Origin of the sequence: Streptomyces sp. NPDC050548, assembly GCF_044457385.1 — a bacterium.
Lineage (GTDB): Bacteria > Actinomycetota > Actinomycetes > Streptomycetales > Streptomycetaceae > Streptomyces.
The window spans coordinates 37098-62848 of sequence record NZ_JBITGV010000023.1 but is presented as its reverse complement, the minus strand read 5'-3'; the positions used below and the strand labels follow the sequence as shown (position 1 = coordinate 62848).

General features: G+C 71.6%; 24 protein-coding genes and 2 pseudogenes. 14 read left to right on the top strand and 12 right to left on the bottom strand.

Annotation, left to right across the window (positions count from 1 at the left end; translation table 11 throughout):
- Positions 1 to 50 precede the first annotated feature (50 nt).
- The 5 genes from ACIBJH_RS41815 to rpmG all read right to left on the bottom strand — a co-directional run bounded on the left by ACIBJH_RS41815 (position 51) and on the right by rpmG (position 2373).
- Positions 51 to 269, bottom strand: coding sequence for a DUF397 domain-containing protein (locus ACIBJH_RS41815; protein ID WP_051105974.1), 219 nt, complete (start codon positions 267 to 269; stop codon positions 51 to 53).
- A gap of 316 nt (positions 270 to 585) precedes the next feature.
- On the bottom strand, positions 586 to 819 hold the full coding sequence (gene rpsR, locus ACIBJH_RS41810; protein WP_399122191.1) for a 30S ribosomal protein S18: 234 nt from the start codon (positions 817 to 819) through the stop codon (positions 586 to 588).
- 2 nt (positions 820 to 821) lie between these two features.
- Positions 822 to 1952, bottom strand: a complete 1131-nt coding sequence (locus tag ACIBJH_RS41805) for a CobW family GTP-binding protein (protein ID WP_399122190.1) — start codon at positions 1950 to 1952, stop codon at positions 822 to 824.
- Between the two features lie 2 nt (positions 1953 to 1954).
- Positions 1955 to 2203 (bottom strand): type B 50S ribosomal protein L31, encoded by a 249-nt coding sequence (locus ACIBJH_RS41800; protein WP_399122189.1) that lies wholly within the window; start codon positions 2201 to 2203, stop codon positions 1955 to 1957.
- A gap of 5 nt (positions 2204 to 2208) precedes the next feature.
- Positions 2209 to 2373 carry a 50S ribosomal protein L33 gene (rpmG, locus tag ACIBJH_RS41795; protein WP_200715960.1) on the bottom strand — a complete coding sequence of 55 codons (165 nt, stop codon included), beginning with the start codon at positions 2371 to 2373 and terminating at the stop codon, positions 2209 to 2211.
- 74 nt (positions 2374 to 2447) lie between these two features.
- Here rpmG and rpmB point away from each other — a divergent pair, with 74 nt between their 5' ends.
- From rpmB to ACIBJH_RS41775, 4 genes are all read left to right on the top strand, one after another.
- Complete coding sequence (gene rpmB, locus ACIBJH_RS41790; RefSeq protein ID WP_399122188.1) at positions 2448 to 2684, top strand: 50S ribosomal protein L28; 237 nt, start codon at positions 2448 to 2450, stop codon at positions 2682 to 2684.
- Positions 2684 to 2989 carry a 30S ribosomal protein S14 gene (gene rpsN, locus ACIBJH_RS41785; RefSeq protein ID WP_399122187.1) on the top strand — a complete coding sequence of 102 codons (306 nt, stop codon included), beginning with the start codon at positions 2684 to 2686 and terminating at the stop codon, positions 2987 to 2989. Before rpmB ends, rpsN begins: the two co-directional genes overlap by 1 nt.
- Positions 2990 to 3063: 74 nt before the next feature.
- Positions 3064 to 3585: a hypothetical protein gene (locus tag ACIBJH_RS41780; RefSeq protein WP_399122186.1), complete on the top strand. Its 522-nt coding sequence runs from the start codon at positions 3064 to 3066 to the stop codon at positions 3583 to 3585.
- Between the two features lie 55 nt (positions 3586 to 3640).
- Entirely contained in the window at positions 3641 to 4159 is a 519-nt protein-coding gene (locus ACIBJH_RS41775; RefSeq protein WP_399122184.1) for a DUF4232 domain-containing protein, read from the top strand.
- 6 nt (positions 4160 to 4165) lie between these two features.
- On the opposite strand, the gene ACIBJH_RS41770 is transcribed toward ACIBJH_RS41775, so the two are convergent.
- Complete coding sequence (locus ACIBJH_RS41770) at positions 4166 to 5278, bottom strand: DUF2786 domain-containing protein (protein ID WP_399122183.1); 1113 nt, start codon at positions 5276 to 5278, stop codon at positions 4166 to 4168.
- 163 nt (positions 5279 to 5441) lie between these two features.
- Here ACIBJH_RS41770 and ACIBJH_RS41765 point away from each other — a divergent pair, with 163 nt between their 5' ends.
- The 4 genes from ACIBJH_RS41765 (at position 5442) to ACIBJH_RS41750 (ending at position 9651) form a co-directional block, all read left to right on the top strand.
- The gene (locus ACIBJH_RS41765) at positions 5442 to 6167 is read left to right on the top strand and encodes an ABC transporter ATP-binding protein (protein ID WP_399122181.1); all 726 of its coding nucleotides are present in this window, start codon (positions 5442 to 5444) and stop codon (positions 6165 to 6167) included.
- On the top strand, positions 6161 to 8317 hold the full coding sequence (locus ACIBJH_RS41760) for an FtsX-like permease family protein (RefSeq protein ID WP_399122180.1): 2157 nt from the start codon (positions 6161 to 6163) through the stop codon (positions 8315 to 8317). Before ACIBJH_RS41765 ends, ACIBJH_RS41760 begins: the two co-directional genes overlap by 7 nt.
- A gap of 38 nt (positions 8318 to 8355) precedes the next feature.
- Positions 8356 to 8871, top strand: coding sequence for a GNAT family N-acetyltransferase (locus ACIBJH_RS41755; RefSeq protein WP_399122178.1), 516 nt, complete (start codon positions 8356 to 8358; stop codon positions 8869 to 8871).
- 63 nt (positions 8872 to 8934) lie between these two features.
- Positions 8935 to 9651: a Clp protease N-terminal domain-containing protein gene (locus ACIBJH_RS41750; RefSeq protein WP_399122176.1), complete on the top strand. Its 717-nt coding sequence runs from the start codon at positions 8935 to 8937 to the stop codon at positions 9649 to 9651.
- 18 nt (positions 9652 to 9669) lie between these two features.
- Here ACIBJH_RS41750 and ACIBJH_RS41745 read toward each other — a convergent pair.
- Positions 9670 to 10209 (bottom strand): annotated as a pseudogene (locus ACIBJH_RS41745) (Uma2 family endonuclease).
- A 263-nt stretch (positions 10210 to 10472) separates the two neighbouring features.
- Between ACIBJH_RS41745 and ACIBJH_RS41740 the strand changes: the two are divergent.
- The gene (locus tag ACIBJH_RS41740; protein ID WP_399122175.1) at positions 10473 to 12167 is read left to right on the top strand and encodes a bifunctional 3'-5' exonuclease/DNA polymerase; all 1695 of its coding nucleotides are present in this window, start codon (positions 10473 to 10475) and stop codon (positions 12165 to 12167) included.
- A gap of 18 nt (positions 12168 to 12185) precedes the next feature.
- Here ACIBJH_RS41740 and ACIBJH_RS41735 read toward each other — a convergent pair whose 3' ends face one another.
- The 4 genes from ACIBJH_RS41735 to ACIBJH_RS41720 all read right to left on the bottom strand — a co-directional run bounded on the left by ACIBJH_RS41735 (position 12186) and on the right by ACIBJH_RS41720 (position 18271).
- The gene (locus ACIBJH_RS41735; protein WP_399122173.1) at positions 12186 to 15845 is read right to left on the bottom strand and encodes a BTAD domain-containing putative transcriptional regulator; all 3660 of its coding nucleotides are present in this window, start codon (positions 15843 to 15845) and stop codon (positions 12186 to 12188) included.
- Between the two features lie 415 nt (positions 15846 to 16260).
- Entirely contained in the window at positions 16261 to 17154 is an 894-nt protein-coding gene (locus tag ACIBJH_RS41730) for a glycosyltransferase family 2 protein (RefSeq protein ID WP_399122171.1), read from the bottom strand.
- A 106-nt stretch (positions 17155 to 17260) separates the two neighbouring features.
- On the bottom strand, positions 17261 to 17707 hold the full coding sequence (locus ACIBJH_RS41725; protein ID WP_399122169.1) for a DUF3052 domain-containing protein: 447 nt from the start codon (positions 17705 to 17707) through the stop codon (positions 17261 to 17263).
- Between the two features lie 102 nt (positions 17708 to 17809).
- The gene (locus ACIBJH_RS41720; protein WP_399122168.1) at positions 17810 to 18271 is read right to left on the bottom strand and encodes a DUF5707 domain-containing protein; all 462 of its coding nucleotides are present in this window, start codon (positions 18269 to 18271) and stop codon (positions 17810 to 17812) included.
- Between the two features lie 209 nt (positions 18272 to 18480).
- Here ACIBJH_RS41720 and ACIBJH_RS41715 point away from each other — a divergent pair, with 209 nt between their 5' ends.
- The 3 genes from ACIBJH_RS41715 (at position 18481) to ACIBJH_RS41705 (ending at position 21924) form a co-directional block, all read left to right on the top strand.
- Positions 18481 to 20817, top strand: coding sequence for a histidine kinase (locus ACIBJH_RS41715; RefSeq protein ID WP_399122167.1), 2337 nt, complete (start codon positions 18481 to 18483; stop codon positions 20815 to 20817).
- The gene (locus ACIBJH_RS41710) at positions 20814 to 21521 is read left to right on the top strand and encodes a response regulator (protein ID WP_399122166.1); all 708 of its coding nucleotides are present in this window, start codon (positions 20814 to 20816) and stop codon (positions 21519 to 21521) included. The genes ACIBJH_RS41715 and ACIBJH_RS41710 overlap by 4 nt, the downstream gene beginning before the upstream one ends.
- Before the next feature lie 70 nt (positions 21522 to 21591).
- Positions 21592 to 21924, top strand: a complete 333-nt coding sequence (locus tag ACIBJH_RS41705) for an SCO4225 family membrane protein (RefSeq protein WP_399122165.1) — start codon at positions 21592 to 21594, stop codon at positions 21922 to 21924.
- Between the two features lie 39 nt (positions 21925 to 21963).
- Here the strand turns inward: ACIBJH_RS41705 and ACIBJH_RS41700 are convergent, their stop codons facing one another.
- Positions 21964 to 22353 carry a hypothetical protein gene (locus tag ACIBJH_RS41700; protein ID WP_399122164.1) on the bottom strand — a complete coding sequence of 130 codons (390 nt, stop codon included), beginning with the start codon at positions 22351 to 22353 and terminating at the stop codon, positions 21964 to 21966.
- A gap of 706 nt (positions 22354 to 23059) precedes the next feature.
- Between ACIBJH_RS41700 and ACIBJH_RS41695 the strand changes: the two are divergent.
- Together ACIBJH_RS41695 and ACIBJH_RS41690 are read left to right on the top strand one after the other, a co-directional pair.
- Positions 23060 to 24480: pseudogene (locus tag ACIBJH_RS41695) on the top strand (IS3 family transposase).
- Positions 24481 to 25160: 680 nt separating this feature from the next.
- Positions 25161 to 25712, top strand: coding sequence for a Uma2 family endonuclease (locus ACIBJH_RS41690; RefSeq protein ID WP_399122163.1), 552 nt, complete (start codon positions 25161 to 25163; stop codon positions 25710 to 25712).
- Positions 25713 to 25751: the final 39 nt, after the last annotated feature.

The following is a 25751-nucleotide window of genomic DNA, read 5'->3' as shown; positions in this document are numbered from 1 at the left end:
TCGCGCCGCGGTTCTACGCGCGTTGTGGGCACGGTGTCCTGCGGTGACCGCTATCCCGCTATCAGGTGGTCGAACTCGCCGTCCTTGATGCCCAGGAGCATCGCCTCGATCTCGGCGCGCGTGTAGACGAGCGCGGGACCGTCGGGGAAGCGCGAGTTGCGTACCGCGACGTCGCCGCCGGGCAGCCGCGCGAACTCCACGCAGGAACCCTGCGAGTTGCTGTGCCTGCTCTTCTGCCAGGCCACTCCGTCCAGCTGCGTGGCAGCCATGCCGTTGTGCACGTCGTACCCCAAGTACACGCTGTCAACGCGGTGGTCCACAGGTCGCTCCCGGTTGTGCACTGGCTGGTGTGGCCATTGATGCAGTGGTCAACTGTTCCGGATCATAGCCCTGTTCATGTGCAGATGCATGGGCAGATGCACGTGCACGCGGGGTGGTGCTCCGGTTACAGCTTTGACGACCGCTTTACCGATGCCGTTCCAGCGTCTGCCCCGGTCCTGGCGGGACATGTGCTTCCGCTACTTCCTCACAAGACGTGCACTAGTGAAGACGTGCGGCGGGGCCCTCGTGTTCCGGGAGGGACGGCTATCGGCTTGCGTAGGGCAACAATGCCATCTCCCGGGCGTTCTTGATCGCGGCGGCCAACTGCCTCTGCTGCTGGGCGTTTACGCCGGTGACACGGCGGCTGCGGATCTTGCCGCGGTCGGAGACGAACTTCCGCAGCAGGTCGGTGTCCTTGTAGTCGATGTACGTCACTCCGGCCGCGTCCAGGGGATTGCGGCGGGACTTGGCAATCTTGCGCTCGGGCTTGCGGGGCACGGTCAGATCTCCAGGAGGGTGTCGAAGGCGGGCGGAAGGCGTTTCCAGGCGGCGCGGCCTGCGGCGTACTCGGTGTCGGTCAACAGGCAGTGGTCCAGGAGGCGTTCGAGGCCGTCGCGGTCGAGGGCGGGGGACGTGAAGACGAGGTGCTGGCAGCGGTCGCCGTGCTCCGGGTGCCAGTCGAGGGCGGCGGCGGCACGGCGTACCGGGGGCACCGACTCCCAGGCGGCGTCGGGCAATGCGGCCAGCCACGGGCCCACGCCCTCCACGCACAGGGCGCCGCCGGCCGCGTCCCAGTGGAGCAGCGCGTCGGGTCTGTCGGCGAGCCAGAACCGGCCTCGGCTGCGGGCCGCGGCACAGGTCAGGTCCTCCAGTGCCGCGTACAGCCGCTCCGGGTGGAAGGGCCGGCACCGGTGCCAGACGAAGGTGCTCACCCCGTACGCGTCGGCCTCGACGGGAAGCAGGGCACAGGCGGGATGCTGGGCGGCGGCAGCGGCCTCGACGTCGAAACCGGCGAGGGCCGCGGCCCCCAAGTCCCTCTCCCCCAGCCGTATTTGCAGGGCCGTCGGATGCAACTGCCCCAGTAGTTCCCGGTCCTCGTCGTCCGCCTCCTCCGAGTCGAGGATCGCGAGGACGGGGGCGTACTCCAGTTGGCGGGCGAAGGTGTCGGCGATGGTGCGCTGGTCGGTGGCCGCCGCCGCGAGGCCGGCGTCGGCGAGGTCGTCGCCGTTGCCGAGGCAGGGCAGGAGCAGGGCCGGGTCCACGGCGGTGATGACGCCGGTGACCGTGAGGCCGCCGGAGGTGATCACCTCGGCCATCGCCTTGGGTTCGACGGAGTCCCACAACTCGACGATCGCCAGGCGGACTTGGCCACCTGCGGCCAGCCTGCGCAGTTCCGGGACCAGGTCCTCGCGCAGGGCGCAGCACGCGCAGTCGTCGACGAGGGGGGTCTCGCCGGCGTCCAGGATGCCCGTGGCGTCCCTGATCGTGCGGACGACCGTGCCGGCGGCGGCCGTGGCGAGGTCGTGGTGGAGTACGACGGCGCCGGGGACGTCGTGCAGGAGTTGGGCGACGGTCGCCCGGCGGGCGTCGGCGTGCAGGCCGGCGACGATCGCGACGGAGAGGTCGGACACGGTCAGTCCTGCTTTCCGTACCGGCGCTCGAAGCGCTCCACGCGGCCGGCCGTGTCCAGGACGCGGGCGGTGCCTGTGTAGAAGGGGTGGCTGACGTTAGAGATCTCGACGTCGATCACGGGGTAGGTGTGGCCGTCCTCCCATTCGATCGTCTTCTCGCTCGTCATCGTCGAGCGGGTGAGGAAGGCGTGCCGCGCGGCCCGGTCACGGAAGACGACGGGGCCGTAGGGCGGGTGGATGTTCTCGCGCATCTCGGTCAGCGCTCCTCTCGGAAGTCGACGTGGCGGCGGGCGAGCGGGTCGTACTTGCGCAGGGTCAGGCGGTCGGGGTCGTTGCGGCGGTTCTTGCGGGTCACGTAGGTGTAGCCGGTGCCGGCGGTGGACCGGAGCTTGATGACCGGGCGGAGTTCGTTGCGAGCCATGCTGGTACCTTACTGAAAATGAATTCCATTAACAGTATCGGCTACGGCCCCGATCGAGGAGAGGTACGTCACCCGTGTCCGCCCACTGCATGCTGACCGGCGCACAGCCCGGCTTCGGCAACCGCATCTCCCACTCCCACCGGCGCACCCCGCGCCGCTTCGACCCGAACATCCAGTCCAAGCGCTACTGGCTGCCCGGCGAGGGCCGTTACGTACGGCTGCGCCTGAGCACCAAGGGGATCAAGACCGTCGACGCGATCGGCGTCGAGGCGGCCGTGGCCCGGATCCGTGCCCGCGGGGTGCGGGTCTGATGGCCAAGAAGAGCAAGATCGCGAAGAACGAGCAGCGGCAGCGGATCGTCGCGCGGTACGCGGCGCGGCGGGCCGAGCTGAAGGAGATCATCCGGCGGCCCGGCTCGACCGAGGCCGAACGCCTCGCCGCCCAGCGGGAGTTGCGCGGTCAGCCGCGTGACGCGAGCGCCACCCGGGTGCGCAACCGCGACCAGGTCGACGGGCGGCCCCGCGGCTACTTCCGCGCGTTCGGACTGTCCCGGGTGAATCTGCGCGGGCAGGCTCACAGCGGATACCTACCCGGCGTCCGTAAATCCTCCTGGTAGGCCCTGGTAGCTTGCTGCGGTCGTCCGGCCAAGGCCGACCGGACGGCCGTCCGGCTACAGCTTGGGAGCTACCAGTGACTACGGCGATTTCGACGGTGTCGACGGTACGGATCGCGGCGGCTGCCGCCGGTCTGGCGGGCGCGCTCGTCCTGACCGCGTGCAGCGGCGGCGATTCCAAGGACGACTCCTCGTCCACGCCGAGCGCGTCCGCGACCTCGGCACCGAGCGCGACCGCCTCCGCGGACTCCGGGGGCGCCACCGGCAGCAGCCCGTCGGCCGCCTCCGACGAACTGCAGGGCAGCTGGCTCGCCACGACCGACGGCAAGGCCGTCGCGCTGGTGGTCACCGGCAAGCAGGCCGCCCTGTTCACCACCGGCGGGAGCATCTGCAGCGGGACCGCCGGCGAGGAGGCGGGCATGCAGATGATCCACCTCAAGTGCACGGACAAGAGCACGACCCGGGCGACCGGAATGGTCGGCTCCGTCGGCAAGTCGGGCCTCGCGGTCACCTGGTCGGGCAGCCTCGGCAAGGAGACCTACACCAAGGCCGAGGGCGGAAAGCTCCCGTCCGGACTGCCCACGGCGGGCCTCGGGTAGCAGCCCTGTCCCGGTCGTGTCGGCGGACCGGTGCCGGGTGCGGGATGATCCCCTCATGCGCACCATTCCCCTCGCCGTCACCGCCGTCGCGTCCGCCCTGCTGCTGACCGCGTGCGGCGGTGGTGGCGGCTCCTCCAGCGACAGCAAGAACGGCTCGGCCTGCTCCTTCGACGGAGTCGCCGTCCAGGTCGGTCCCGCCAGCACCGCCCCGTCCGCCGGCGACACGGGCGAGGTGCCCGTCTCGCTCACCAACCAGAGCAAGCCGTGCACCCTGGACGGCTTCGCCGGCGCCACCCTGGAGGGCGGCGGCACCAAGGTCGCCCTCTCCACCCAACAGGGTGCCAAGGCACAGAAGTTGAAGCTCGCCAAGGGTGACGCGGTCTCCTTCACCATCACCTACGTCCGCGGCAAGGCGGGCGACAAGCTGAGCCTGGCCGCCACCAAGCTGGTCATCACGCTGCCCGGCAGCAGCGACAGCGCGAGCTACAAGTGGTCGTACGGCCCCGTCCAGGGCAAGGGCTCCGCGAGCGACTCGGACGCCTCGGTCAGCGCCTTCACCCAGGCCGGCGACTGACGCCCGTCAGTCCAGCCGCGGCCGGGCCCCGACCTGGGCCCGGTCGGCCGCCTCGGCGCCCTGCGTCCAGCCCGCCTCGTCACTGACCCCGCGCAGCCGGGTCGTGGTCGTCTCCGGGAACATCTCGTCGAGCCGCCCGGCGACGGCGACCTCGCGGGTGGCGAGCACCGGCAGCAGATCGTCGCTCACCTGTGTCCGGGCGGCCTCGGCCAGCCGGGTCCCGATGCGGTGGGCGTAGGCCGCGAGGAAGGACTGCCGGAAGGTCTTGGTCCGCCGCCGCCCGCCCGCGCGCTGGGCCGCCTCCGCCTTCGTCATCGCGGTCGTGGCCTGCACGAGGAGTGAGGTGTAAAGGAGTTCGACCACCTCCAGGTCACCCTCGAAGCCGACGACGGTCGAGAAACCGAAGGCCTCGTTCCACACGGCCCGGCAGTGGTTCGCGGTGGCGACCGCGTCCAGCAGCACCGCCTTCGCCTGCTCGTACGGCGCCTCGACCCCGATCCGGCAGGCGCCGGGCGCGTCCTTGGCCGGCGCCTGCGCGTCGAGCAGCGCCTCGTCGATGCTGTGCCGCGCCATCAGCTCCTGCGCCTTGGCGCTCAACGCCTCCGCCTCCTCAGGGAACCCGGTCGCCTCCGCCTTCGCGAGCAGCGCGCGGATCCGGGTGAGCATCCGGGACGCGGGCCGCCCGCCGTCGTGCCGCCGTTTCGGCTCGTCCAGGGGTTCAAGACTGGGCAGCCGCAGCAGCAGCCGGTACAGCTCCAGCACGGTGGTGGCGTACGTGAAGCGGTCGGTGCGGGCGGGTGGCGCGGCGGCCAGTTCGTCCAGCTGCGCGGACCAACGCGGGCCGCGCGCCCGGTCGTCGGGCGCCTGCGCGCGGATCAACTCGGACACGAGTCGTACGTGTACGTCGTCCAACTCCCGCCGCACCAGCCGTACGACATCCGCCGGCTGCCAGCCGCGCCGCCAGGCCGCCGCCACGAACTCCCGCCCGCGCCGGTCGAGTTCGGCGTCGGCCGCGGAGTCGGCGGCGAGGATCGAGGCGCCCGTGTCGAGGGCGTCGTGGGTGTCGGTGTAGAGGGCGGCCTCGAAGGCGCGCTCGACGGTTCCGGTCGTGCTGCTCACCCGTCGATCGTGTCATGGGGTGGCGGGGAGGGGTGACTCCGAAAAAGTGTGTCACTTTCATACCAAAGTGACACACTTTTTCGGAGTAGGTAGTGCCGGCCCCACCCCCGGGACGCCCACTGCTGGTCGTGTCCGCGCGGGCCGGACGCGGTGCGATGGGGGCATGACACAGACAGTCGTACGGATTCGGGGGCTACGACGGCACTACGGCGACGTACGTGCCCTCGACGGGGTGGATCTGGACTTCGGCGCCGGGACGTTCACGGCCGTGATGGGGCCGTCGGGGTCGGGGAAGTCGACGCTGCTCCAGTGCGCGGCGGGGCTGGAACGCCCGGACGCCGGAACGGTGACCGTGGCCGGGGTGGAACTGGCCGACCTGGGCGAACGACGGCGGACGCTGCTGCGGCGCGAGCGGATCGGTTTCGTCTTCCAGTCCTTCAACCTCCTCCCCTCCCTCACCGCCGCCCAGAACGTGGCCCTGCCCCTACGACTGGCCGGGCGCCGCCCCTCGCGCGCGGCGGTGCGCGAGGCGCTGGAGCGGGTGGGGCTGGCGGAGCGGGCCGGGCACCGGCCGTCGCAGTTGTCGGGCGGGCAGCAACAGCGGGTGGCGCTCGCACGGGCACTGATCACCCGGCCCGCGGTGCTGTTCGGGGACGAGCCGACGGGAGCGCTGGACACCACCACCAGCCGCCAAGTACTCACCCTGCTGCGGGAGTTGGTGGACCGCGAGGGCCGGACGACCGTCATGGTCACCCACGATCCGGTGGCCGCGTCGTACGCCGACCGGGTCGTCTTCCTCGTCGACGGCCGAGTGGGCGGGGAGTTGACCGCGCCCTCGGCGGCCGAGGTGGCGGCGCGCCTGACGGACCTGGAGGGCGTGCCGTGCTGATCCTGTCCTCGTTGCGCACGCGGTGGGCCTCGCTGCTCGGTTCCTTCGTCGCCGTGGCGTTGGGGGTCGCGGTGTCGGCGTCGACACTCGCCGGGCTCGCCTCGGCGGTGGGCGCACCGGCTCCGCCACCGGCGCGTTTCGCGTCCTCGCCGGTGGTGGTGATGGGCCGGGACACGCTCACGGTGGAGGTGCGGCGCGGCCCGTCGGTCGCCCGGGTGTCGAAGAAGCTCGCTCATCCACACCCTGTGGACAACCAACTCCTCGCCGAATTGCGGACGTTGGGCCCGGTCCGCACGGACGGCGCCGACCGGCGGGACGCGGTCGGGATCGACGCACCGGTCGCGGCGGTGCGGGCCGTCGTCGACGGTCGGGCACGCGTACTGACGGGAGACGACCGCCGGCTCGCCGACCCGGCCACGGCGCGCGACGCCGAACAACTGGTCTCCGTCGTCGCACTGCTCGGCACGGCCGCCGGGGTCACCTCCTTCGTGTCCGTGTTCGTCACGGCGTCCACCTTCGCCTTCGTGATCGCCCTGCGCAGAAGGGAGTTGGGGCTGCTGCGGATGGCCGGGGCGACACCGGGCCAAGTACGGCGGACGCTGCTCGGGGAGGCCGGGGCGGTGGGGCTCGTGGCGTCGGCGGCCGGGTGCGCGCTGGGGAGCTGGGCCGCGCCCCGGCTGGTGCGGGCGCTGGTCGCGGGCGGGGTGGCGCCGTCGTGGTTCACCCTGCGGGCGGAGGTGCGCTGGCCGTACGAAGTCGCCTTCGTGGTCGGGGTGTTGGTGGCACTGACCGGGGCGTGGACGGCCGCGTGGCGGGCGGGGCGGGTCGGTCCCGCGGAGGCGTTGCGGGAGGCGGCCGTGGACACGGGGTTGCTGCCGTGGTCGCGAAAACTGATCGGCGGGCTGCTGCTGGCGGCCGGACTGGCCCTGCTCGCCCGGTCGTTGTGGACGGACCCGGCGGACCTGCTGAAGCGGAAGTCGTACACGACCGGTCCGCTGCTCCTCATCACGGCGGCGGCGACCCTGGCACCGGCCGTGACCGGCCCCGCCGTACGACTGCTGGTACGCCTCCCGGGCGCCACCGGCCTGCTGATCCGCGAGAACGCGGCGGCCTCGGTCCGGCGAACAGCCGCTGTGGCGGCGCCTGTTCTGGTGACGGTCGCGCTGGCCGGTTCGCTGCTGGGGTCGGCGTGGACGGTCACGGAGGCGAAGGCGACGGAGGCACGGGAACGGACACGGGCCCAACTCGTCGTCACGGGCGAGAGGTTGAGGGTCCCGACGGCCCCGAGGGCGACGGTCTCCGCGTCCGCCTCGACGGCGGTCTTCGTACGGGAGGACGGTACGGCGCTCATCCGGTCCGACGCCCGCGCCGTATGGGATGTGCGGGCGTTCACCGAGGTCACCCGGTTGCCGGTAGTGGCCGGTGACGCAAGGAAGTTGGACGACCGGTCGATCGTGGTGAACGAGGAGTGGCGGCAGCACACGGTCGGCACCTGGGTGCGGGTCTGGCTCGGGGACGGCCGGCCGGCCCGGCTGCGGATCGTGGCGGTACTGGCGCGGGGCACCGGGGACAACGGCGCGTACGTGACGGCGGCGAACGCGGCGGGGGCGGAGGTGGACCGAATGGAGGTACGCGTCGCGGGCGGCACGGCGGAACGGGCGCGGGTGGCGGGCGAGTTGAAGGCATCCGGGGGCACGGTGCGGAGTGCGGGGGCGTGGCTCACGGAGGCATATCCGCGGGCGGGGATCTGGAGCGGCGGGGCCCGGACACGACTCGGGCTGTTCATGGTGCTGGGCATCTCCCTTATATACGCGGGGATTTCACTCGCGACGACCCTGCTGATGGCGACATCCGCACGGAGCGCCGAACTACGGACACTGAGACTCACGGGAGCAACTCGCGGACAGGTCCTCGGAGTTGTCGCGGGCGAGGCGCTGGTGGCCGTGGGGGTGGGGGCCGGGCTCGGGGCGGTGGTGAGCGCACTCGAACTCGGCGGACTGGCCGGGGCGCTGGGGGTGCTGCGGGCGCCTGTGGGGGTGGCTGTGCCCTGGGGAGTGATCGGGGTGTGCGTGGGGGCTTGTGCCGTGATCGGGGTGGTTTCGGCGGGAGTTGGCGGGGTGTTCGCGGGGCGGGGGCGGAAGTCGTGTTGACTGTCGCCGAAAGGGCCTACCACGGTAAGGGGGACTCCGTGCAGTTGCGCAATGTCACAGAGAACGACGTCGACGCCTACATCCGGATGCGCTGCGACCCGGTCATGATGGCCGATCTCGGCGGCCCACTGCCACCCGAACTCCAGCCCGACAAAGCACGTCGGGACGCCGCCGAGGCGGCGGCCGACACCTCCTGGATCAAGATGATCATTCCCGACCCGGACACTCCCGACGTGGTGGCCGGGTCGGTGACCATCTGGTCCGACGACACCGACGAAGGGCCGGTCTCGGAGATCGGCTGGATGATCCTGCCGCGATTCCAGGGCCGCGGCCTGGGTAAACGCGCGGCCCGAACCCTTCTCGAACAGGCTCGGGACGAAGACCGCTGGGGCGTGGTGCACGCGTTTCCGGCAACAGGCAACGCGGCCTCCAACGGCATCTGCCGGTCCCTCGGCTTCCGCTTCGTCACCGAGCGAAACGTCACGTTCGCGGACCGGGTTCTGCGAAGCAACCACTGGGTCATCGATCCTCACACCGACCTGAAGTCAGCCTGACAACAGCGGGACGGCTGTCAACCCAGGGTTGACAGCCAGGGACTGTCAACCTACGGTTGACGCATGACGACCGATCCGAACGTCACCTCATCCGTACGTCTCGACGACCTCATCGCGGCCATCAAGAAGGTCCACCCCGCGCCGCTCGACCAGCTCCAGGACGCGGTCATCGCCGCCGATCACCTGGGCGACGTGGCCGACCACCTGATCGGCCACTTCGTGGACCAGGCCCGGCGCTCGGGCGCCTCCTGGACCGACATCGGCAGGAGCATGGGCGTCACGCGCCAGGCCGCGCAGAAGCGCTTCGTGGCCAAGGAATCCGCGGACCTCGACCTGAGCCAGGGGTTCAGCCGGTACACCGTCCGGGCCCGCAACGTGGTGATGGCCGCCCACAACGAGGCCATCGCCGCCCGCAACCCCGAGGGCCGCCCCGAACACCTCGTCCTCGGTCTGCTCGCCGAACCGGACGCCCTCGCGGGCAAGGCGATCACCGCGCAGGGGGTCCCCCTGGACGCCGTACGCCAGGCGGCGACCGCGGCGCTGCCGCCGGCCGCCGACGAGGTCCCGGACCTCGTCCCCTACGGCCCCGACGCCAAGAAGGTCCTGGAACTCACCTTCCGCGAGGCCCTGCGCCTGGGCCACAACTACATCGGCACCGAACACATCCTGCTCGCCCTGCTGGAGCACGAGAACGGCGAGGGCGTGCTCGACAGCCTGGGCATCGACAAGCCCACGTCCGAACGGCACATCGCCGAGATGCTGCACCGGCTCCAGGGCTGACGGGCCGACAGGCCGACCTCAGAACTGGCTCGTGTCGAGGTCGAACCCGAGCGGCTCCGGCAGCGCCACGGTCTTGGAGATCTCGATCTCGGCGGCACGCGTGTAACGGTCCTCGGCGGGCTCGCTGTAGACGATGACCGTCCCGGCCTCGCGGTCGATCAGCAGGTAGCAGGGGATGCCCGCGCGGGCCTAACCACGGAGTTTGGGCCCGCGGTCGTTGACCGCGGTGGACTCGGAGGTCACCTCGCCGACGAGGACGACGGGCGCGGGGTCGTGATGGCGCTGGTCGTCGGCGAAACTGCCCTTCGGCGCGATCACCAGGTCGGGGATGACCTTGCCGGTGTCGGACGCTCCCGGGACGTGCAGACCGAGGCCGGTGTAGCGACCGTATTCCCTTCGATGGTCCCGGACCTGGCCGGTGACCTCGGACACGATCTCTTCATGCTCCCCATTGGCCGGAGGCACCACGTGGATCTTCCCTTCGATCAACTCCACGTGCCAGCCCTCCGGGGCGGCGGCGTCGAACGCATCGAAGGCGGCCTCGACGGACGCGTCCATGCGCCTCTCCTCCGTCGGACTCGGATGAGGACTCGGTCGACGCTCGGGGGCGGTCAGTGCCACGGCGGACCTCCTTCGTACGGAGCGACCCTGTCAGCGTAGGCGAGAGGGCCGCCCGCGATCTCGCGATGCGTCACTCGTACGAGTGTGCGTGTGACGTTTCTTCGCTCGGAGCCGCTCGGAGCCGCTCGGAGCCGCTTCGCCCGCGAGCCGGTTCGCGCAGGTCGGGGCCGTTGTCAGACCCGCGTGCCACACTCGCGAACATGACCGATCGCTGGGCGCTCGCCCCGGCCGAGGGCGGTGGTGTCGAGGTCGCCGCCCTCGGTCCGGACGGGCTGCCCGGGCCGGTGCTGTGGGAGCCGGACCTCGTCGGGGCCGTACGCGGCCGGCCCGACGTGAGCCGGTGGGTGTGGCGGTCCACCGCCGAGGTGTATCCGGCGCTGCTCGCCGCGGGGGTGCGGGTGGAGCGGTGCTACGACGTGGAGGACGCCGAGACCCTCCTGCTCGGCCACGAGGGGCGGCACGGCGAGCCGCGGTCGGCCGCCGCCGCCCTGGCCCGGTTGCGCGGTGGGCCGGTGCCGCCGGATCCGCCGCAGCGGGCCGCCGAACCCGGCTCGCAGTCCTCGCTCTTCGAACCCCAGAGCGTCCATCTCCCCCTCGCCGACCTCCTCGCCGTGTACGCCGAGCAGCAGCGGCGGCACGACACCACCGAGCACCCCGACCGGATGCGGCTGCTCACCGCGTCGGAGTCTGCGGGCATGCTGGTCGCCGCCGAGATGAACCGGGCGGGGCTGCCGTGGAGCGCCGACGTGCACCGGGAGCTGCTGCACGAGTTGCTGGGAGAGCGGTACGTGGGCGGGGGCGAGCCCCGGCGGCTGGCCGAGCTGGCGGACGAGGTGTCCGCCGCGTTCGGGAGACGGGTGCGGCCCGATCTGCCGGCGGACGTCGTCAAGGCCTTCGCGCAGGCCGGCATCAAGGTCAGATCGACCCGGCGCTGGGAGATCCAGTCCCTCGACCACCCGGCGGTGAAACCACTCCTGGAGTACAAGAAGCTGTACCGGATCTGGGTCGCCCACGGCTGGTCCTGGCTGCAGGACTGGGTGCGGGACGGCCGGTTCCGGCCCGAGTTCCTGGCCGGCGGCACCGTCACCGGGCGCTGGGTCACCAACGGCGGGGGCGGGCTCCAGATCCCCAAAATCATCCGGCGCGCGGTGGTCGCCGACCCGGGCTGGCGGCTCGTCGTCGCCGACGCCGACCAGATGGAACCGCGGGTGCTCGCCGCGATCTCCCGCGACCCCGGGCTGATGGAGGTGGCCGGCCGCCCGACCGACCTCTACCAGTCCGTGTCCGACCGCGCCTTCTCCGGCGACCGCGACCAGGCCAAGATCGCGGTGCTCGGCGCGGTCTACGGCCAGACCTCCGGCGACGGCCTCAAGAACCTCGCCGCGCTACGACGCCGGTTCCCCAAGGCGGTGGCGTACGTCGACGAGGCCGCGCGGGCCGGTGAGGAGGGGCGGCTCGTACGGACCTGGCTGGGGCGGACCTGCCCGCCGGTGGCCGGCGGCGAGGACGCGGCGGAGGAGGCGGGCATCCCCCAGGACGACCCCGCCGCCACCGGCTCCTCCCCCGCCGACCAGAGCTGGGTACCCGGTTACGCCTCCACCAACTCCCGCGCCCGGGGCCGCTTCGCGCGCAACTTCGTCGTCCAGGGCAGCGCCGCCGACTGGGCCCTGCTGATGCTCGCCGCGCTCCGGCGGTCCTGCGCGGAGCTGGCGGCCGAGCTGGTCTTCTTCCAGCACGACGAGGTGATCGTGCACTGCCCGAAGGAGGAGGCCGAGACCGTGGCCGCCGCGATACGGGAGGCGGCCGACCTGGCCGGACGTCTGACGTTCGGGGAGACGCCGGTCCGCTTCCCGTTCACCGTCGCGGTCGTGGAGTGCTACGCCGAAGCCAAATAGGGCCGAACCCTACGACGGTCAACGCGCGTCACGCTGTGACAACAGCTCCCCCAGCTCCTGCACGACCGCCTTCTCGTCGGTCCCGTCGAGCGCGGCGAGGGCCACCCGCCACTCCTCGTACGCCTCCTCCGCGCGCCCCTGTTCCCGTAGCAGCAGGCCGAGTTGGTGCCGGGCGAGACCGCCCATGTAACGGTCGGCGCGGGCGTCCGCGCGCCGCAGCAGCTCCGCACACTCGGCACCGGCGACCTCGGTACGGCCGAGCAGGCGCAGCGCCCGGACCAGTCCCAGCCGGGTCTGCGACTCGCCGTGCCAGTCGCCGAGGTCGCCGAGAACGCGCAGGCTCTCCTCGAAGTGCGGTACGGCGGCGGCCGGTTCGCCGAGGGCGAGGTGGGCGTAACCGATGTTGCAGTGCGCGGAGTGCTGCACGATCACCGCGCCGATCTCGACGCCGATGGCCAGCGAACGCCGGTGCTGCTCGATGGCGGCGCGCGGGTCGGTGTGCTCGTACAGGTTGCCGAGATGGCTGTAGGTCACGGCCTCGCCGTACGGATCGTCCAACTGCCGTGAGTACGCGAGGCTCTGGCGCAGCGCGACCCCGGACTCGGCATGCCGGCCCAGGCCTTCGAGGAGGAGACCGCGGTTGTTGAGACAGCGGCGGATCCAGGAGGTCGCGTCGAGCCGCCACCAGATCGCCAGCGCCTGGTCGTTGAGCCCGAGCGCCTCGCTCTGCCGGCCGGTCAGAAAGTGCAGCCCGGCGAGATCGCCCAGCGCGTACGCCTCCGCCGCGTCGTCCCCGAGCCGCCGCGCCGCACCCAGACCGACCCGCCCTAGCACCTCCATCTCGGCGACCCGCCCACCGCGCAGCACATACGGGAAGAGCAGCCGGACGAGTGTCGAGACCTGGGCGTCCCTGCGGCGGTCGAGGCTGTCGCCGTACCGGCTGACAAGCGTCACCACATTCTCCAACTCCAGGTCCGCCCAGGCGAACGCCTCCCGGGAATCCCGGAAGGGAGCGACGGCCGCCACCTCCGCCGCATGCCCGGGGAGTTGAGCCGCGGTCGGCCGACGCCGGTCGTCCTGATCGAGCCCCGGTTCGACGATCGCGGTGAGCGTCCGCTCGGCAACGGCGGCGTACCAGCCGAGGGCGACATCGACGAGATCACCGGCCCGCCCGGCCGCCCCTACGGTGCCGCTGCGCGAGCCGGCTGTCGTGAAGTCACCGCGCGAGCCAGCTGTCGCGATGTCGCCGTGGGGCTCGACCGCCGCAACGTCGGCACGCGACCCGGCCACCGTGACCTCGCCGTACGGCCCGGCCTCCACGACGCCACCAGCCTGCCCGGCCCCCACGCTGCCGCCGCGCGAGCCGACTGCCGCGATGTCACCACGCGGCTCGACCGCCGCAACGTCGGCACGCGACCCGGCCACCGTGACCTCGCCGTACGGCCCGGCCTCCACGACGCCACCAGCCTGCCCAGCCCCCACGGTGCCGCCGCGCGAGCCGACTGCCGCGATGTCGCCGCGCGATCCGGGCCCGGCGGGGTCGGCCGGCGATCCAGGCCCGGCGAGGTCGGCCGGCGATCCAGGCCCGGCGAGGTCGGCCGGCGATCCAGGCCCGGCGGGGTCGGCGGGCGATCCAGGCCCGGCGAGGTCGGCACGCGATCCAGGCCCGGCGAGGTCGGCCGGCGATCCAGGCCCGGCGAGGTCGGCACGCGATCCAGGCCCGGCGGGGTCGGCGGGCGACCCGGGCCCCGCCATGTCGCCGCGCGGCCCCGCCGCGGCCAGTTCGCGGGCGAAGTCCCGGATCAGGTCGTGGGGGGTGTAGCGGCCGTATGCCGTTTCCTCCAGGAGGGCCACGTCGACCAGGCGGTCGAGGGCGGCCTCGGCCCGGCGTTCGTCGGTGGTGGTGAGGCGGGCGAGCAGCGGGGCGCCGTAGGCCGGGAGGTCGAGGGCACCGATGTGGTGCAGGGCCAGGGCCGCGTCCCGGTCGGTCTCGCGGTCGGAGGCGGCGAGCGCGTCGTGGGCCACCGCCAGGGAACGGCGGACGCTGAGGTCGTCGTACTCCAGGTGGGGCAATCGGCTCTCCGTGGCGGCCAGTTGGCCGGCCAGGACGCCCGGGGTCAGGGCCTTGCGTGCGGCCAGGCGGGCGGCGACGACGCGCAGCGCGAGCGGGAGGCGGCCGGTGAGTTCGACGAGCGGGTGGGCCGCGTCGAGGCCCTCCCGGCCGGACACCGCGCGCAGCAGCGCCGCGCTGTCCTCCCCGGACAGCGGCGCGAGCGGGAAGCGGCGGGCGCCGTCGAGGGCGGTCAGCGGTGAACGGCTGGTGACGAGCACCGCGCAGCCGGTGCCGCCCGGCAGCAACGGCCGTACCTGGGCGGCGTTCCCGGCGTCGTCCAGCACGATCAGCGTGCGGGTGGGGGCCAGCAGGGAGCGCAGCAACGCGGCTGCCGCGTCCGGGTGTTCGGGGATGTGCCGGGGTTCGGCGCCGAGGTCCCGGAGCAGCGCGTGGAGGGCCTGACCGGCGGTGAGGGGGGCCATGCCCGGGGTGGCGCCGTGCAGGTTCACGTACAACTGCCCGTCGGGAAAGTGTTCCCGCAGCGCGTGCGCGGTGTGCAGTGCGAGGGCGCTCTTGCCCACGCCCGCCATGCCGCTGATGACGACCAGGGGGTGCGAGCCGGGCTCCGCGGAAGGACGGCGCGCGAGGATGTCGCGCAGGGCGTCGAGGGTGTCGGCGCGGCCGGTGAAGTGGGCGGGCGGGGGCGGGAGTTGGGCGGGGTGGGGCGACAGGGACGACGGGGGTGACGGGGGTGACGGGGGTGACGGGGCAGCGGGCGCACCGGTCGCGGCGGGTGCGTCGTCCACCGGCCCGTCCTCGCCGACGCCCCCACCGGTCTCGACGGGCCCGGGGTCCCCGTCCCGCACCTCGACCACCCCCCGCAACACCTCCACATGCGCGTCCCGCACCCCCGCCCCCGGCTCGATGCCGAGTTCCTCGATCAGGCGGTTGCGCAGGTCGCGGTGGACGGCCAGGGCCTCGGGCTGGCGGCCGGTGCGGTGGAGGGCGAGCATCAGCTGCCGGTGGTAGCCCTCCCGGAGGGGATGGTCGGCGACCAGCGCGGCCAACTCCGGCACCAGCGCGCCGAGTCGGGCACCGCCGAGGGCCAGCTCGGCGTCGTAGCGCCATTCGAGGGCGAGGAGGCGGGCCTCGGCCAGGCGTTGGGCGAAGGCGTAGCCGCCGAGTTCGGCGGGCAGGCCGCTGAGCGGGGTGCCGCGCCACAGCGCGAGGGCCGCCGTGCAGGCGCGGACGGTCCGCGGCCAGTCCCGGTCGGCGTGCGCGGCGCGGGCCGCGGTGACATGGGATTCGAAGACGTGGACGTCCAACTCTCCCTCGTCGACACGGAGTTGGTAACCCGGCGGAACGGCGCGCAGCCGGTCCGGGTCGTCGAGGAGACGGCGCAGCCGGGTGACGTGGTTGTGCAGGGAGGCGTGCGCGGAGGCCGGCGGTGAGCCGCCCCACAGGGCGTCCTTGAGGGCGTCGACGGACACGACCCGGCCCGGTTCGAGGAGCAGCGCGGCGAGCAGGACCCGCACCTTGGTGCCGCCGATGGGCCGCACCAGCTCGCCGTCAGGGCCGTAGAGGACAGTCGTGCCCAGCAGTCCGAACCGCAGCTCGCACCGCATCACACCGACCCGTCGCCCTTCCGCGCGGCCCTGTCGGCCGTGCTCCGCGGCGGAGTTCTCCGCCGTCCCTGGCGGATTTCCGCCCTGTACCCGGCGGTTTTCCGCCAGTCCGGCCCGGCCGCAGAGGGCCGGGATCCGCTACCGTACCCGCCCTCTCCCGCTGCCGCGCGGCGACTTCAGGCCATCCGTCCCCGGAGCATCGGGCGCACCGTTGGCCACATGTTAGCGATTCGTTGGCGCGACCTGATGTGATCACTTCATCGGATCTGGTCCCGACGGTGCGCGCGTACGACGCGCAACTCGGGGGAGTGTCGCCGTCGTGGCCGGGTCCGGGGACGCGAGAGGGCCCCGGTCGGCGGAGGTGATCGACCGGGGCCCTCGTCCCTTACACCTGCGGCATCCGCGGTACCGCGGCTCAGATCACGGGCGGGCGGCCCAGCCGCGTCAGCCGCCACACCGTCCGCCAGCGCATGGCCCGCCGCTCCCCCGCCGGTTCGCGCACCCCCTCCACGAACCCGCCGAACCAGGCCCGCAGCCCGCCGAGCGACCGCGTCCGTACGAGGGTCAGCAGCGTCCACACGCCCAGGTGCACCGGGATCAGCGCGAGCGGCAGCCGACGGCGGACCAGCCAGACCCGGTTGCGGGCGGTGACGCGGTGGTAGATGGCGTGCCGGGCGGGCGAGGTCTTGGGGTGCTGGAGGAGGAGTTCGGGGGCGTAGCGGATGCGCCAGCCGGCGTCGGCGGCCCGCCAGGCGAGGTCGGTCTCCTCGTGCGCGAAGAAGAACTCGGCCGGCCAGTCCCCCGTCTCGGCGAGCATCGCCATGCTCAGCGCGTGGCCGCCGCCGAGGAACCCGGTGACGTATCCGCCCCGCATCGGGTCCCCCGCGCCGACCCGCGGCACATGGCGCCGCTGGGTCTCGCCGTGCTCGTCGGCGATCCTGAACCCGACGATGCCGAGGCGCGGTTCGGCCGCGTACAGATCGCGCACCCGGCGCAGCACGTCCGCGTCGACGAGCAGCCCGTCGTCGTCGAGTTCGACCACGACATCCACGTCGCCGAACTCCCGCAGCCGGGCCAGGCCCACGTTGCGTCCGCCGGGGCAGCCGAGGTTCTCGTCGACGTCGATGGTGGTGACTTCGCCCGGCAGGGAGAGCCGGTCGGCGAACTCGGGGAGCCTGCAGCCGTTCCCGATGATCACGATGCGGGCCGGCGGAAGGTCCTGTTTGGCCACGGACTCAAGGAGCGCGTCCACCTCGGCGGGCCGGTTTCCCATGGTCACCACGGCGACGGCGATCCTCGGCTCCACCACGTCCCTCACTCCATCCGGCCATCCGGCGATGTCCGCGCCCTGATCGCGCAACACTCGCCGTTCACCAAGATGTTGCCTTACGTCGGCGGGTGGCTACGACTCAAGTTCATTTTGCGGGACCTTTGTTGCGGCTTTGCCGGTTTTCCCTCCGCCGCACGAACTTCAGCCCCGACCAGTCCTCCCCCAGCGCGGCCACCTTCACGTCGACGACCCCGAGGGGAAGGAAGAGATCACGGAGCCCGTTCTCGGTGATGTCACTGACATGGCCCGCGGCCCTGCGCGGCCAGGCGATCCACAGCATGGCGGTGTCGTCGAGACCGAGGACGAGTTCCATCCCCTCCGCGTCCAGTTCCTTCCACTCCCGGTAGAAGGCGACGGTGACGTCCGCGTCGCGCGTCCCGCCGTCGGCGACCTCACAGTCGTCGGGCAGCCCGGGAATGTCCCACCCGTCGGGCGCGTGCCGCAGCCGCACCTGATGCCCCGGCTTGACGCCGATCTTCTTGACGAGCGGGGTGGCGGAGTAACCTCCGTCCGCCGCAGGTGAATTGACCATGTGCTCTGACCTCCGTACCGCAACGGTGTCTGTTCTTCTCTTCTTACGGCAACGGCGCCCCGCCTCGGCCGAGGCGGGGCGCCGTACCTGTATACGTGACGGTCAGCCCGCGACCTCGAAGGTGGCGGCCTTGGACACGAACGCCGTGCCGCCGTCCTTGGCCGTGGCCAGCGTCGAGACGTTCCAGGTGCCCTTGGCCGTGTCGTCCGCCTCCTTCTTGGTGACCTTGATGGTGTAGGTGCAGCGCGAGGTGTCGCCCGAGGTCTTCTTGCACGTGGCGGAGTCGACGTACCGGAGGTCCGCCTTGGTCGGGTTCAGCTTCGAACTCGCGGGCCACGCGATGACCTTGAGGCCACGGATGCCCGAGTCGTCGGTGACGTCCACGGTGTAGGTGAAGGAGCCGGCGGCACTCGCGGTCGGCGCGGTGTAGTGGGCGGAGCCGTTCGTGAGGGTCGGCTCGGTGGGCGTGGAGGCGGCCGACGCGGCGAGACCGGCGGCGACGACTCCGCCGACCGCCGCGACACCGACGAGCGAGGAGACGAGAGCGCGCTTGGACATGGACATGGGAGATCCCCCTGTTTGTGGTGTGGGTGGTGTGGGAGGCGGTGGTCGACCGCTTCCCTCGATGTGATCGAGCCTAGGAGCGGGGCGGGGCGCGGTCCTCCGGCTGGAGGACGGTTGCCGCCTTGAACCAGAGATAGAGAGTCCCGGGGCCGTAATCCCCCTTCAGCCTGAGCCAAGCCCCCCACCTGCGCCCATAGCCTTTGAGTGTCATGAAACGAACCGACGACCGGCTGCTCCCGGTCCTGCTGATCTGCGCCCAGGCCCTGGTGTGGCCGGGGGCTCCGCTGCTGCGCGGCACCGTGCCGACCGCGGCCGACCTGCTCGTGGCCGCCCTGGTCGCCGGACCGGTGACGGCCGCGCTCGCGCTGCGCCGCAGCCGCCCGGTGACCACCCTCGTCGTGGTCGCCGCGGCCTGCGCGGTGGGCGCGGGACCGCTGCCCACCGGGGCGATGGCGCTCTTCGGCACCGTGGGCGTGGCACTCGCCCTGTTCTCGGTGGCGGCCGAGCGCGACACCTTCACCACGGTCCTGTGCGTGGTCACGCTCGCCCTCTGGCAGCTGCTCCAGAACATCAACCTGAACGGCCTCAGCGACAACAACGGCCTCGACCTGGTCCTGACCGCCCTCCTCTACGCCACCGCGTGCGGCGCGGGCATGTTCGTACGGCGCACCCGTCGCACCCGCCGAGCGGCCGAACTCCTCCTGAACCGCGCCGAGACCGAACGCCACCGGCTCCCGGCGGCCGAACGCCGCCGTATGGAACGGGAGTTGCACGACGTCAGCGCCCACCACCTCACCGCCGTGGTCGTCACCGCCGGCGCCGCGCTCGGCCTGCGCGACCGCCGACCCGAACTCGCCGCCGAGGCACTGGAGTTCGCGACCGAGACCGGCCGCGAGGTCACCCGCGCACTCGGCGCGGTACGCGCCCCGGCCCCCTCACGCGAGGAACTCCCCTCCCCCGAGGAGCGGTTGCGCGCCCTGATCGCCGGCTTCCGCCGCCTCGACCAGCCGGTGGACGCCGAGATCGACCCCCTTCCGGACGGCGCCGTCGCGGACGCGGCCTACGGCATCGTCCGCGAGGCCCTGACCAACGTGGCCCGCCACGCGCCGGGCGCACGCACCACGGTGCTCTGCCGCTACGGCGACACCCGCACCGACGTCGTGATCACCAGCGCGGCCCCACCGGCCGGCACCCCGGCCCACGGCACGGGCCTCGGCGGCGGCCGCGGCCAGGGCTTCCTCCGCTCCCGCGCCCGGGAGGCGGGCGGCACCCTGACCACCGGCCCCACGGCGGAGGGCGGCTGGGAGGTACGGGCGACGTTGCCCGGCCGCACCTCCGGACCGGTCGAGGAGTCGATCCCACCGAGCTACCGCGTGGCCCAGGTGGTCGCCGCGTTCGGCCTGTGCGTACAGCCCCTGCTGCCGATCCTGATCGTCCGAACGGAGTCGGCACCGACCGGCAATCACGTCTCGGCGGGCGTGCTGTTCGCCCTGCTGGCGGCGGCGCAGGCGGTGTCGCTGTTGTGGCTTCGCAGGGCGCGAGTCCTCGCACAGGGTGCGTTGTTGGGCCTGGCGTTGTTGTGGCCGGTGGCGATGGAGGTGGGGAACTACACGGGCCCGGTGTGGCTGCCACCGACGCTGAGTGGGGTAGCAACTTGCGTGGCGTTGTTGGTTCTTAAGGGGCGCGGGGAACTGCGCGCCCAGCCCCCACCGGCCCGCACATACCGACGACCTCAAGTCCACTTCTTTGTCTTCCCAGTTGCAGCAACAGCCGCACACGCAACAGCGTTGACGATCGCCGTACTGCACCGCGACACAACCATCCCTGGCTGGGCGCTGATTCTGGCCACAACTGCCGGTACCGCCCTGGTAGTTGGCGCGGCCCACTACGCCGGATCCCTGCTCGGCAGACGCAACAAGGCAACCCAGGAGTCCCAAACCCAACGCCTCGCCACCTGGACGGAGGAAGCCGTACGAGACGCCTGGGCGGAACGCCGCAGAATCGCCGCCGGCCTCGAATCCACCGTACTGGCCCGCACCGCCGACATGATCGCGGAAGCCCAGGCGGGCCGGCTCGACGCGACAGCGACCCGCGCCCGCGAGGCCCTCACCGCGATGCGCGCCCTCCTGGACGCGGTCCGCGACGGCGACTCGGCCGCCGAACTGACCCCACAGCCCACCCTCCAGGCCCTCGACCTGCTCGCCCACCAGTGCCGGGCCACCGGCCGCGACGTGGAGATACGTCTCACCGACCGCGTCCCGGAACGCCTCCCCACCGAGGTAGACCTCGCCGCGTACCACGTAGCCGAGGCCCTCCTCGCGACCGGCGACACCGAACCCGCCGCACTCGAACTCGACGCGGTCGACGGTACGTTGACGATCACGGCCACCGGTGTGCCCCGCGCCGCCGACCCCGCCGTACGGGACCGGCTGACGGCACGGATCGCGCCGCTCGGCGGGACCCTGACGACCGGCCGCCCGCCGGGCACGGTCCACCTCCGGCTGCCGTTCACCGCGGTGCCGGACGACGAGGAGAGACAACGATGAGCCTCAGGGTGCTGGTCGTCGACGACCAGGGCATCGTCCGGGCGGGCTTCGCCGCCGTGATCGACGCCGAGGAGGACATGACCGTCGTAGGAGAGGCCGCGGACGGCGCGACCGCGGTGACGCTCGCCGCCGAACTGGCCCCCGACGTGGTCGTGATGGACGTACGGATGCCGGAACTCGACGGTATCGCCGCGACGAGGATCATCACCGGAAAGGAGAACGCACCCCGAGTCCTCGTCCTGACCACCTTCGACCTGGACGCGTACGTCTTCGACGCCCTGCGCGCGGGAGCCTCCGGCTTCCTCCTCAAGGACGTGCACGCGTCCGAACTCCTGGACGGCATCCGGGTGGTGGCGAGCGGCGAGAGCGTGCTCGCGCCGTCGGCGACCCGCCGCCTGATCGGCCACTACGCGTCAGGGGCGGGGGCGGGATTCCGCTCCAACTCCGGTCCGGACTCCCCCGGTTCCGGCCCGCGCGAACTCGAAAGCCTCACCGACAGCCAGCGCAACGTCCTCGGGCTGCTCGCCTCCGGCCTCAACAACGCGGAGATCGCCGGGGAGTTGGGGATCACCGTCGGCACCGTCAAATCCCATGTGAACGCCCTGCTCCGCAAACTCGGCCTGCGCGACCGCGTCCAGGCCACGATCCTCGCCTACGACCTCGGCATCACCCGCCCGAACCCACCGGGCGCGGACCACCTCTGAGGTTCCCTTCTCGTCTCCTTCTCGTCTCTCTTCCCGTCCTCTTCCCATCCTCTCGCCAGGAGCCCATTCCATGACCGGTACCGATGCTCACGCCGCCCGTTCCCCTCTGCACCGACTGGGCCGGAACCTCCGCAACCCCTTCGCCCTCTCCTACCTCGCGCTCTGCGCGGTGCTGCTCCTCTGGGCGATCGCCGTCAACATCCCCGACGACTCCGACGGGGCCATGGCCGTCGTCGTCCCCCTCATGGCCACCGCCCCGGCCAGCCTCGTCCTGCTCGCACTGCCGGGCGGCGCCGCGGTGTTGATCGTCGCGGTCGTCCTCGGCGCGCTGGTCAACGCGTCGATCATCGGCTGGTGCGCCCGTGCGCTGACCCGCGGCAACCGCCCGGACGCGACGCGCTGACCACGCGGGGGCGAGGGGCGGGGAGCGGCGGGCGGGGGCTCAGGCGCCGCCGTAGCCGGTCGAGTGGTCGTCCGGATCCTCGGTCGCGTACAGGGCGGGCCCGAGACGGGCGGCCGGCGCGTCCCCCGCGATGTGGGTGACGGTCACCGTCCCGTCGTCGTTCGACGTCAGCTCCGCGTAGTAGCCCAGGGCCATCCAGTCCATCGGCCGGTGGAAGTAGAACTCGACGATGTCGTCCGGGTATTCGGCCCGCAACAGCGGAAGCAGCGCCTCCGGGTGGTACTCGGCACCCTTCCCACTGAGCACCACGACGACGTGCCCCACGTCCACCCGCCACACCCGCACATGCGCGTAACCGTTCCAGTCCCCCACAGACCGCCAAGGCTCCTCGTCGCGGACCAACTCGGGACAAGCGCCCTCAACTGCCATACGACACACCCCACACCCCGTTTCCAGCCACATCGGCCATCAGAACAACCATGCTCGACGCGGCCCGCACGGAACCCTCCACGAGGACGAACGCTTCTTCCGGTCAGCCGGACCACCGGAAAGGGACTGCCTTGGTCATGCGGTACGCCACACGCCTCACCACCGCTCCGGCGGCCGCCGGGAACTCTTCACACACATCATCCGAGGCAGCGGCCGGAAGATCAGCTCCGGCAGTGAGAACCGGACGGACCTACCCACGTCGCGCGGCGACACACACCGAGTGCAAGATCGACCCGATGCGGAACAACTCTCCTAAGACGCTGCCTCGTTACGGAAAGGCATGCGCCCGCCTTTACGTCGGCGGAACGCGTCGCCGCGTTCCTCTCCGGACTCGTCGTCTCGCTCGCCTTCTTCGCCTTCTTCCCTGGGCTGCCGCACGTCATCGACTGGGGAGCAATCCTCGTGTCCCTCGCCGTGGGCGGACTCGCCCAATGGTGGTGCCAGTCCTGGATCAGCAGAACGGCAAAGGCGAAGTCGAGATCGAAGGCCGAACGACTGTGACCGGCGGCCCGGCACTCTTCCCCCCTCACTCGACAACCATCCGCTCACCAGGGGATGGTCCGGCTGAACCCTCTCTGACAGTCTCGGCTGAGACACCCGTTTTGTCGGGTTAGTCTGGATGGACGAGACAGGAGATCCCCTCAGCATGGCCAGCACCACCCCGATACCTAGCACTGGCGGCGACGATCCGGCGCCGAAGCCGAAGCGGCGGACGTTCCCCGCGGAGTACAAGCTGCGAATCGTCGCCGAGTACGACGCCGCTCCGCCGGGCGAGAAGGGCGCGGTCCTGCGCCGTGAGCGGCTCTACCACTCGCACATCATCGAGTGGCGCCAGGCCCGTGAGGCCGGCGCACTCGACGCGCTGACCGACCGGCGGACCTCGGCGGTGCGGCCGAGGAAGGCGGCCGAGCAGGCCGAGTTGGAGCGGCTGCGCAAGAAGGTCGCCCGCCTGGAGAAGGACCTGGCCCGCCGCGATGCCGCGCTGGAGGTCATGGGAAAAGCCAACGCGCTCTTGGAACTGCTCTCCGAGAGCGCGGACTGAAGCATGCCGCCGTGCCCGTGATCGATGAGGCTTTCGCGGGCGTCCAGGGCCAGTTGGGCATTGCGGCGGCCTGCCGGCTGACCGGACGCTCACGCGCCACCCACTACCGCCGCATCAACCCGGTGCCGAAGCCCGCACCGTCCCCGAGACCTGCGCCCGCCTCGGCCCTCTCGCCGGCCGAGCGGGCCGAGATCCTGGCGCTGCTGAACCGGCCGGAGTACGTCGACCTGCCGCCCGCGCAGGTCTGGGCGCGTGAGCTGGACGCGGGCAACTACTGGTGCTCGCAGCGGACGATGTACCGGATCCTGTCCGCCGCCGGGCAGAACGGCGAACGCCGCCGCCAGGCCGCCCACCCGCCACGGACGATCCCCGAACTGGTCGCCACCGGGCCGTCGCAGGTCTTCACCTGGGACATCACCAAGCTGCCCGGCCCGGTCAAGGGGATCTGGTATCACGCCTACGTCATCATCGACATCTTCAGCCGCTACGTCGTCGGCCACACCGTCGAGCGGGCCGAATCGGCGGGACGGGCCGAGGAGTTGATCCGCGAGACCATCGAGCGCAACGGCATCGTCCCCGAGACCGTGCACGCGGATCGCGGCACCTCAATGACCAGCAAGAAGGTCTCCCAGCTGCTGATCGACCTCGGTGTCACCAGGAGTCACTCACGCCCCAGGGTCAGCAACGACAATCCGTACTCGGAAAGCCAGTTCAGGACCACGAAGTACACCGCCGACTATCCGGAACGGTTCGATTCGCTGCCCCATGCCCGGGAGTGGATGGACGCGTTCATCGCCTACTACAACCATGACCACAGACACTCCGGGATCGGCCTGCACACCCCCGCCTCCGTCCACTTCGGCACCGCCGAGGAGGTCCGCGACCAGCGGGCCATCGCGCTCGCCGAGGCATACGAGCGCCACCCCCAACGCTTCGCCCGCCGACCGAGACCACCCCGGATACCCGGCCAGGTCTGGATCAACGACCCGGCAAAACGCAGGGAAACCGAACCACAAGGTTCATAGCACCGTGAACGTCTCATTTGACTTGACAACTACCGGAACCCCGCTGTCCAGGACACAGACGCGCACCCCCGCGCCGGTGGCGCCGTCGACCGGAAACCCACCCAAAGCAAAAGCCCCAGGTCACGGCGAGTGAATCCTGAGGCTTCGGCAGAGCCGCCTTCGGGATTCGAACCCGAGACCTACGCATTACGAGACCGTGAGGGATCGTGTTGCCGGACACCGCGTGATGCCGTCGAGTGACGTCATGACTGGTCAGAGTGCTTACGGCAGGTTGCCCCCTGCTACCCCGTACTGTCCCGTCCAAGGGCGTCCGGCCACCGAGCGGCCACCGGATCGGACTCTCCCGAAGCGACGGGGCTCGAATCGGCGAGTTGTCGGACTCGGACAAGCCCCCATCCACCGGACAGCAAGGCCACCGCCACCGACCACTCCCAGCCGTAGATCGTGATCTTGATGCCCGGGACGCGGTCTGCCTCAGGTAGTGACCGGTGCATGATCTGATCGCGCCTGGTGGGCGGCCCGCGCCAGTCACTTACTCGCCCAGCGCACGCCCAGCCTCACAACACCCAGTCGTACGACGGACGGGTTCCCCCCTGCGATGTGCGCACAGGCCACGGGTGTCCCCCCTGGGACGGCTCTGCCAGCATTATCATGACGGCACACGGGAAGGAGCACCGTCCATGAGCGTCGACGCGATCACACACACCGAGTTCCCCGCAGGATACGTGGTGTTCTTCGGCGCCGACGGAAAGATCATCATGACCCCGCGGAGCGAAGAGCACTCCAGCACGATCAAGTCGATGCAGATCGACTCTCTCGCCCTCGGCCGTCATGCGAAGGTCACCTCTGACGTCTACATCGACTTCCCGGCCGACGAGAACTCGGCCCCCGACCTGGCCATCCTGCGCGAGGACGCGCGCAAGGCGGGCAAGCGGTACAGCTTCGCGGACGTCCTGCTGATCTCCGAGGTCGTCTCGACCTCCTCAGCGCGCAAGGACTACGACGACTGCACCGCGAAGTACGGCCGTTACGGCATCCCCGTCTACCTGGTCGTGGACCCCTACGCCCGGGAAGTCGTCCTGCACACCGATCCCACGGCAAGCGGCTACAGCACCGCGCTCAAGCGCGCGTACGGCACGGGCAAACTCCCCATCCCCCTCGCCGACGGCCGCACCTTCACCCTCGATCTCGACGAACTCCCCCTGCCGGACCCGGAGACCGGCACCCGCTGAGAAGACGCACCCGGCAGCCGCTCGGCGAGGACGTGATCG

Excerpts from the sequence above, each read along its gene's own strand:
- ACIBJH_RS41705 (WP_399122165.1), top strand. The coding sequence starts at position 21,592 with ATGACCGGTACCGATGCTCACGCCGCCCGTTCCCCTCTGCACCGACTG.
- ACIBJH_RS41800 (WP_399122189.1), bottom strand. The coding sequence starts at position 2,203 with ATGCGCGAGAACATCCACCCGCCCTACGGCCCCGTCGTCTTCCGTGAC.
- ACIBJH_RS41720 (WP_399122168.1), bottom strand. The coding sequence starts at position 18,271 with ATGTCCATGTCCAAGCGCGCTCTCGTCTCCTCGCTCGTCGGTGTCGCG.
- ACIBJH_RS41715 (WP_399122167.1), top strand. The coding sequence starts at position 18,481 with ATGAAACGAACCGACGACCGGCTGCTCCCGGTCCTGCTGATCTGCGCC.
- ACIBJH_RS41700 (WP_399122164.1), bottom strand. The coding sequence starts at position 22,353 with ATGGCAGTTGAGGGCGCTTGTCCCGAGTTGGTCCGCGACGAGGAGCCT.
- ACIBJH_RS41765 (WP_399122181.1), top strand. The coding sequence starts at position 5,442 with ATGACACAGACAGTCGTACGGATTCGGGGGCTACGACGGCACTACGGC.
- ACIBJH_RS41690 (WP_399122163.1), top strand. The coding sequence starts at position 25,161 with ATGAGCGTCGACGCGATCACACACACCGAGTTCCCCGCAGGATACGTG.
- ACIBJH_RS41775 (WP_399122184.1), top strand. The coding sequence starts at position 3,641 with ATGCGCACCATTCCCCTCGCCGTCACCGCCGTCGCGTCCGCCCTGCTG.
- rpsN (WP_399122187.1), top strand. The coding sequence starts at position 2,684 with ATGGCCAAGAAGAGCAAGATCGCGAAGAACGAGCAGCGGCAGCGGATC.
- ACIBJH_RS41750 (WP_399122176.1), top strand. The coding sequence starts at position 8,935 with ATGACGACCGATCCGAACGTCACCTCATCCGTACGTCTCGACGACCTC.
- ACIBJH_RS41815 (WP_051105974.1), bottom strand. The coding sequence starts at position 269 with ATGGCTGCCACGCAGCTGGACGGAGTGGCCTGGCAGAAGAGCAGGCAC.
- ACIBJH_RS41725 (WP_399122169.1), bottom strand. The coding sequence starts at position 17,707 with ATGGTCAATTCACCTGCGGCGGACGGAGGTTACTCCGCCACCCCGCTC.
- ACIBJH_RS41735 (WP_399122173.1), bottom strand. The coding sequence starts at position 15,845 with ATGCGGTGCGAGCTGCGGTTCGGACTGCTGGGCACGACTGTCCTCTAC.
- rpmG (WP_200715960.1), bottom strand. The coding sequence starts at position 2,373 with ATGGCTCGCAACGAACTCCGCCCGGTCATCAAGCTCCGGTCCACCGCC.
- ACIBJH_RS41710 (WP_399122166.1), top strand. The coding sequence starts at position 20,814 with ATGAGCCTCAGGGTGCTGGTCGTCGACGACCAGGGCATCGTCCGGGCG.
- ACIBJH_RS41740 (WP_399122175.1), top strand. The coding sequence starts at position 10,473 with ATGACCGATCGCTGGGCGCTCGCCCCGGCCGAGGGCGGTGGTGTCGAG.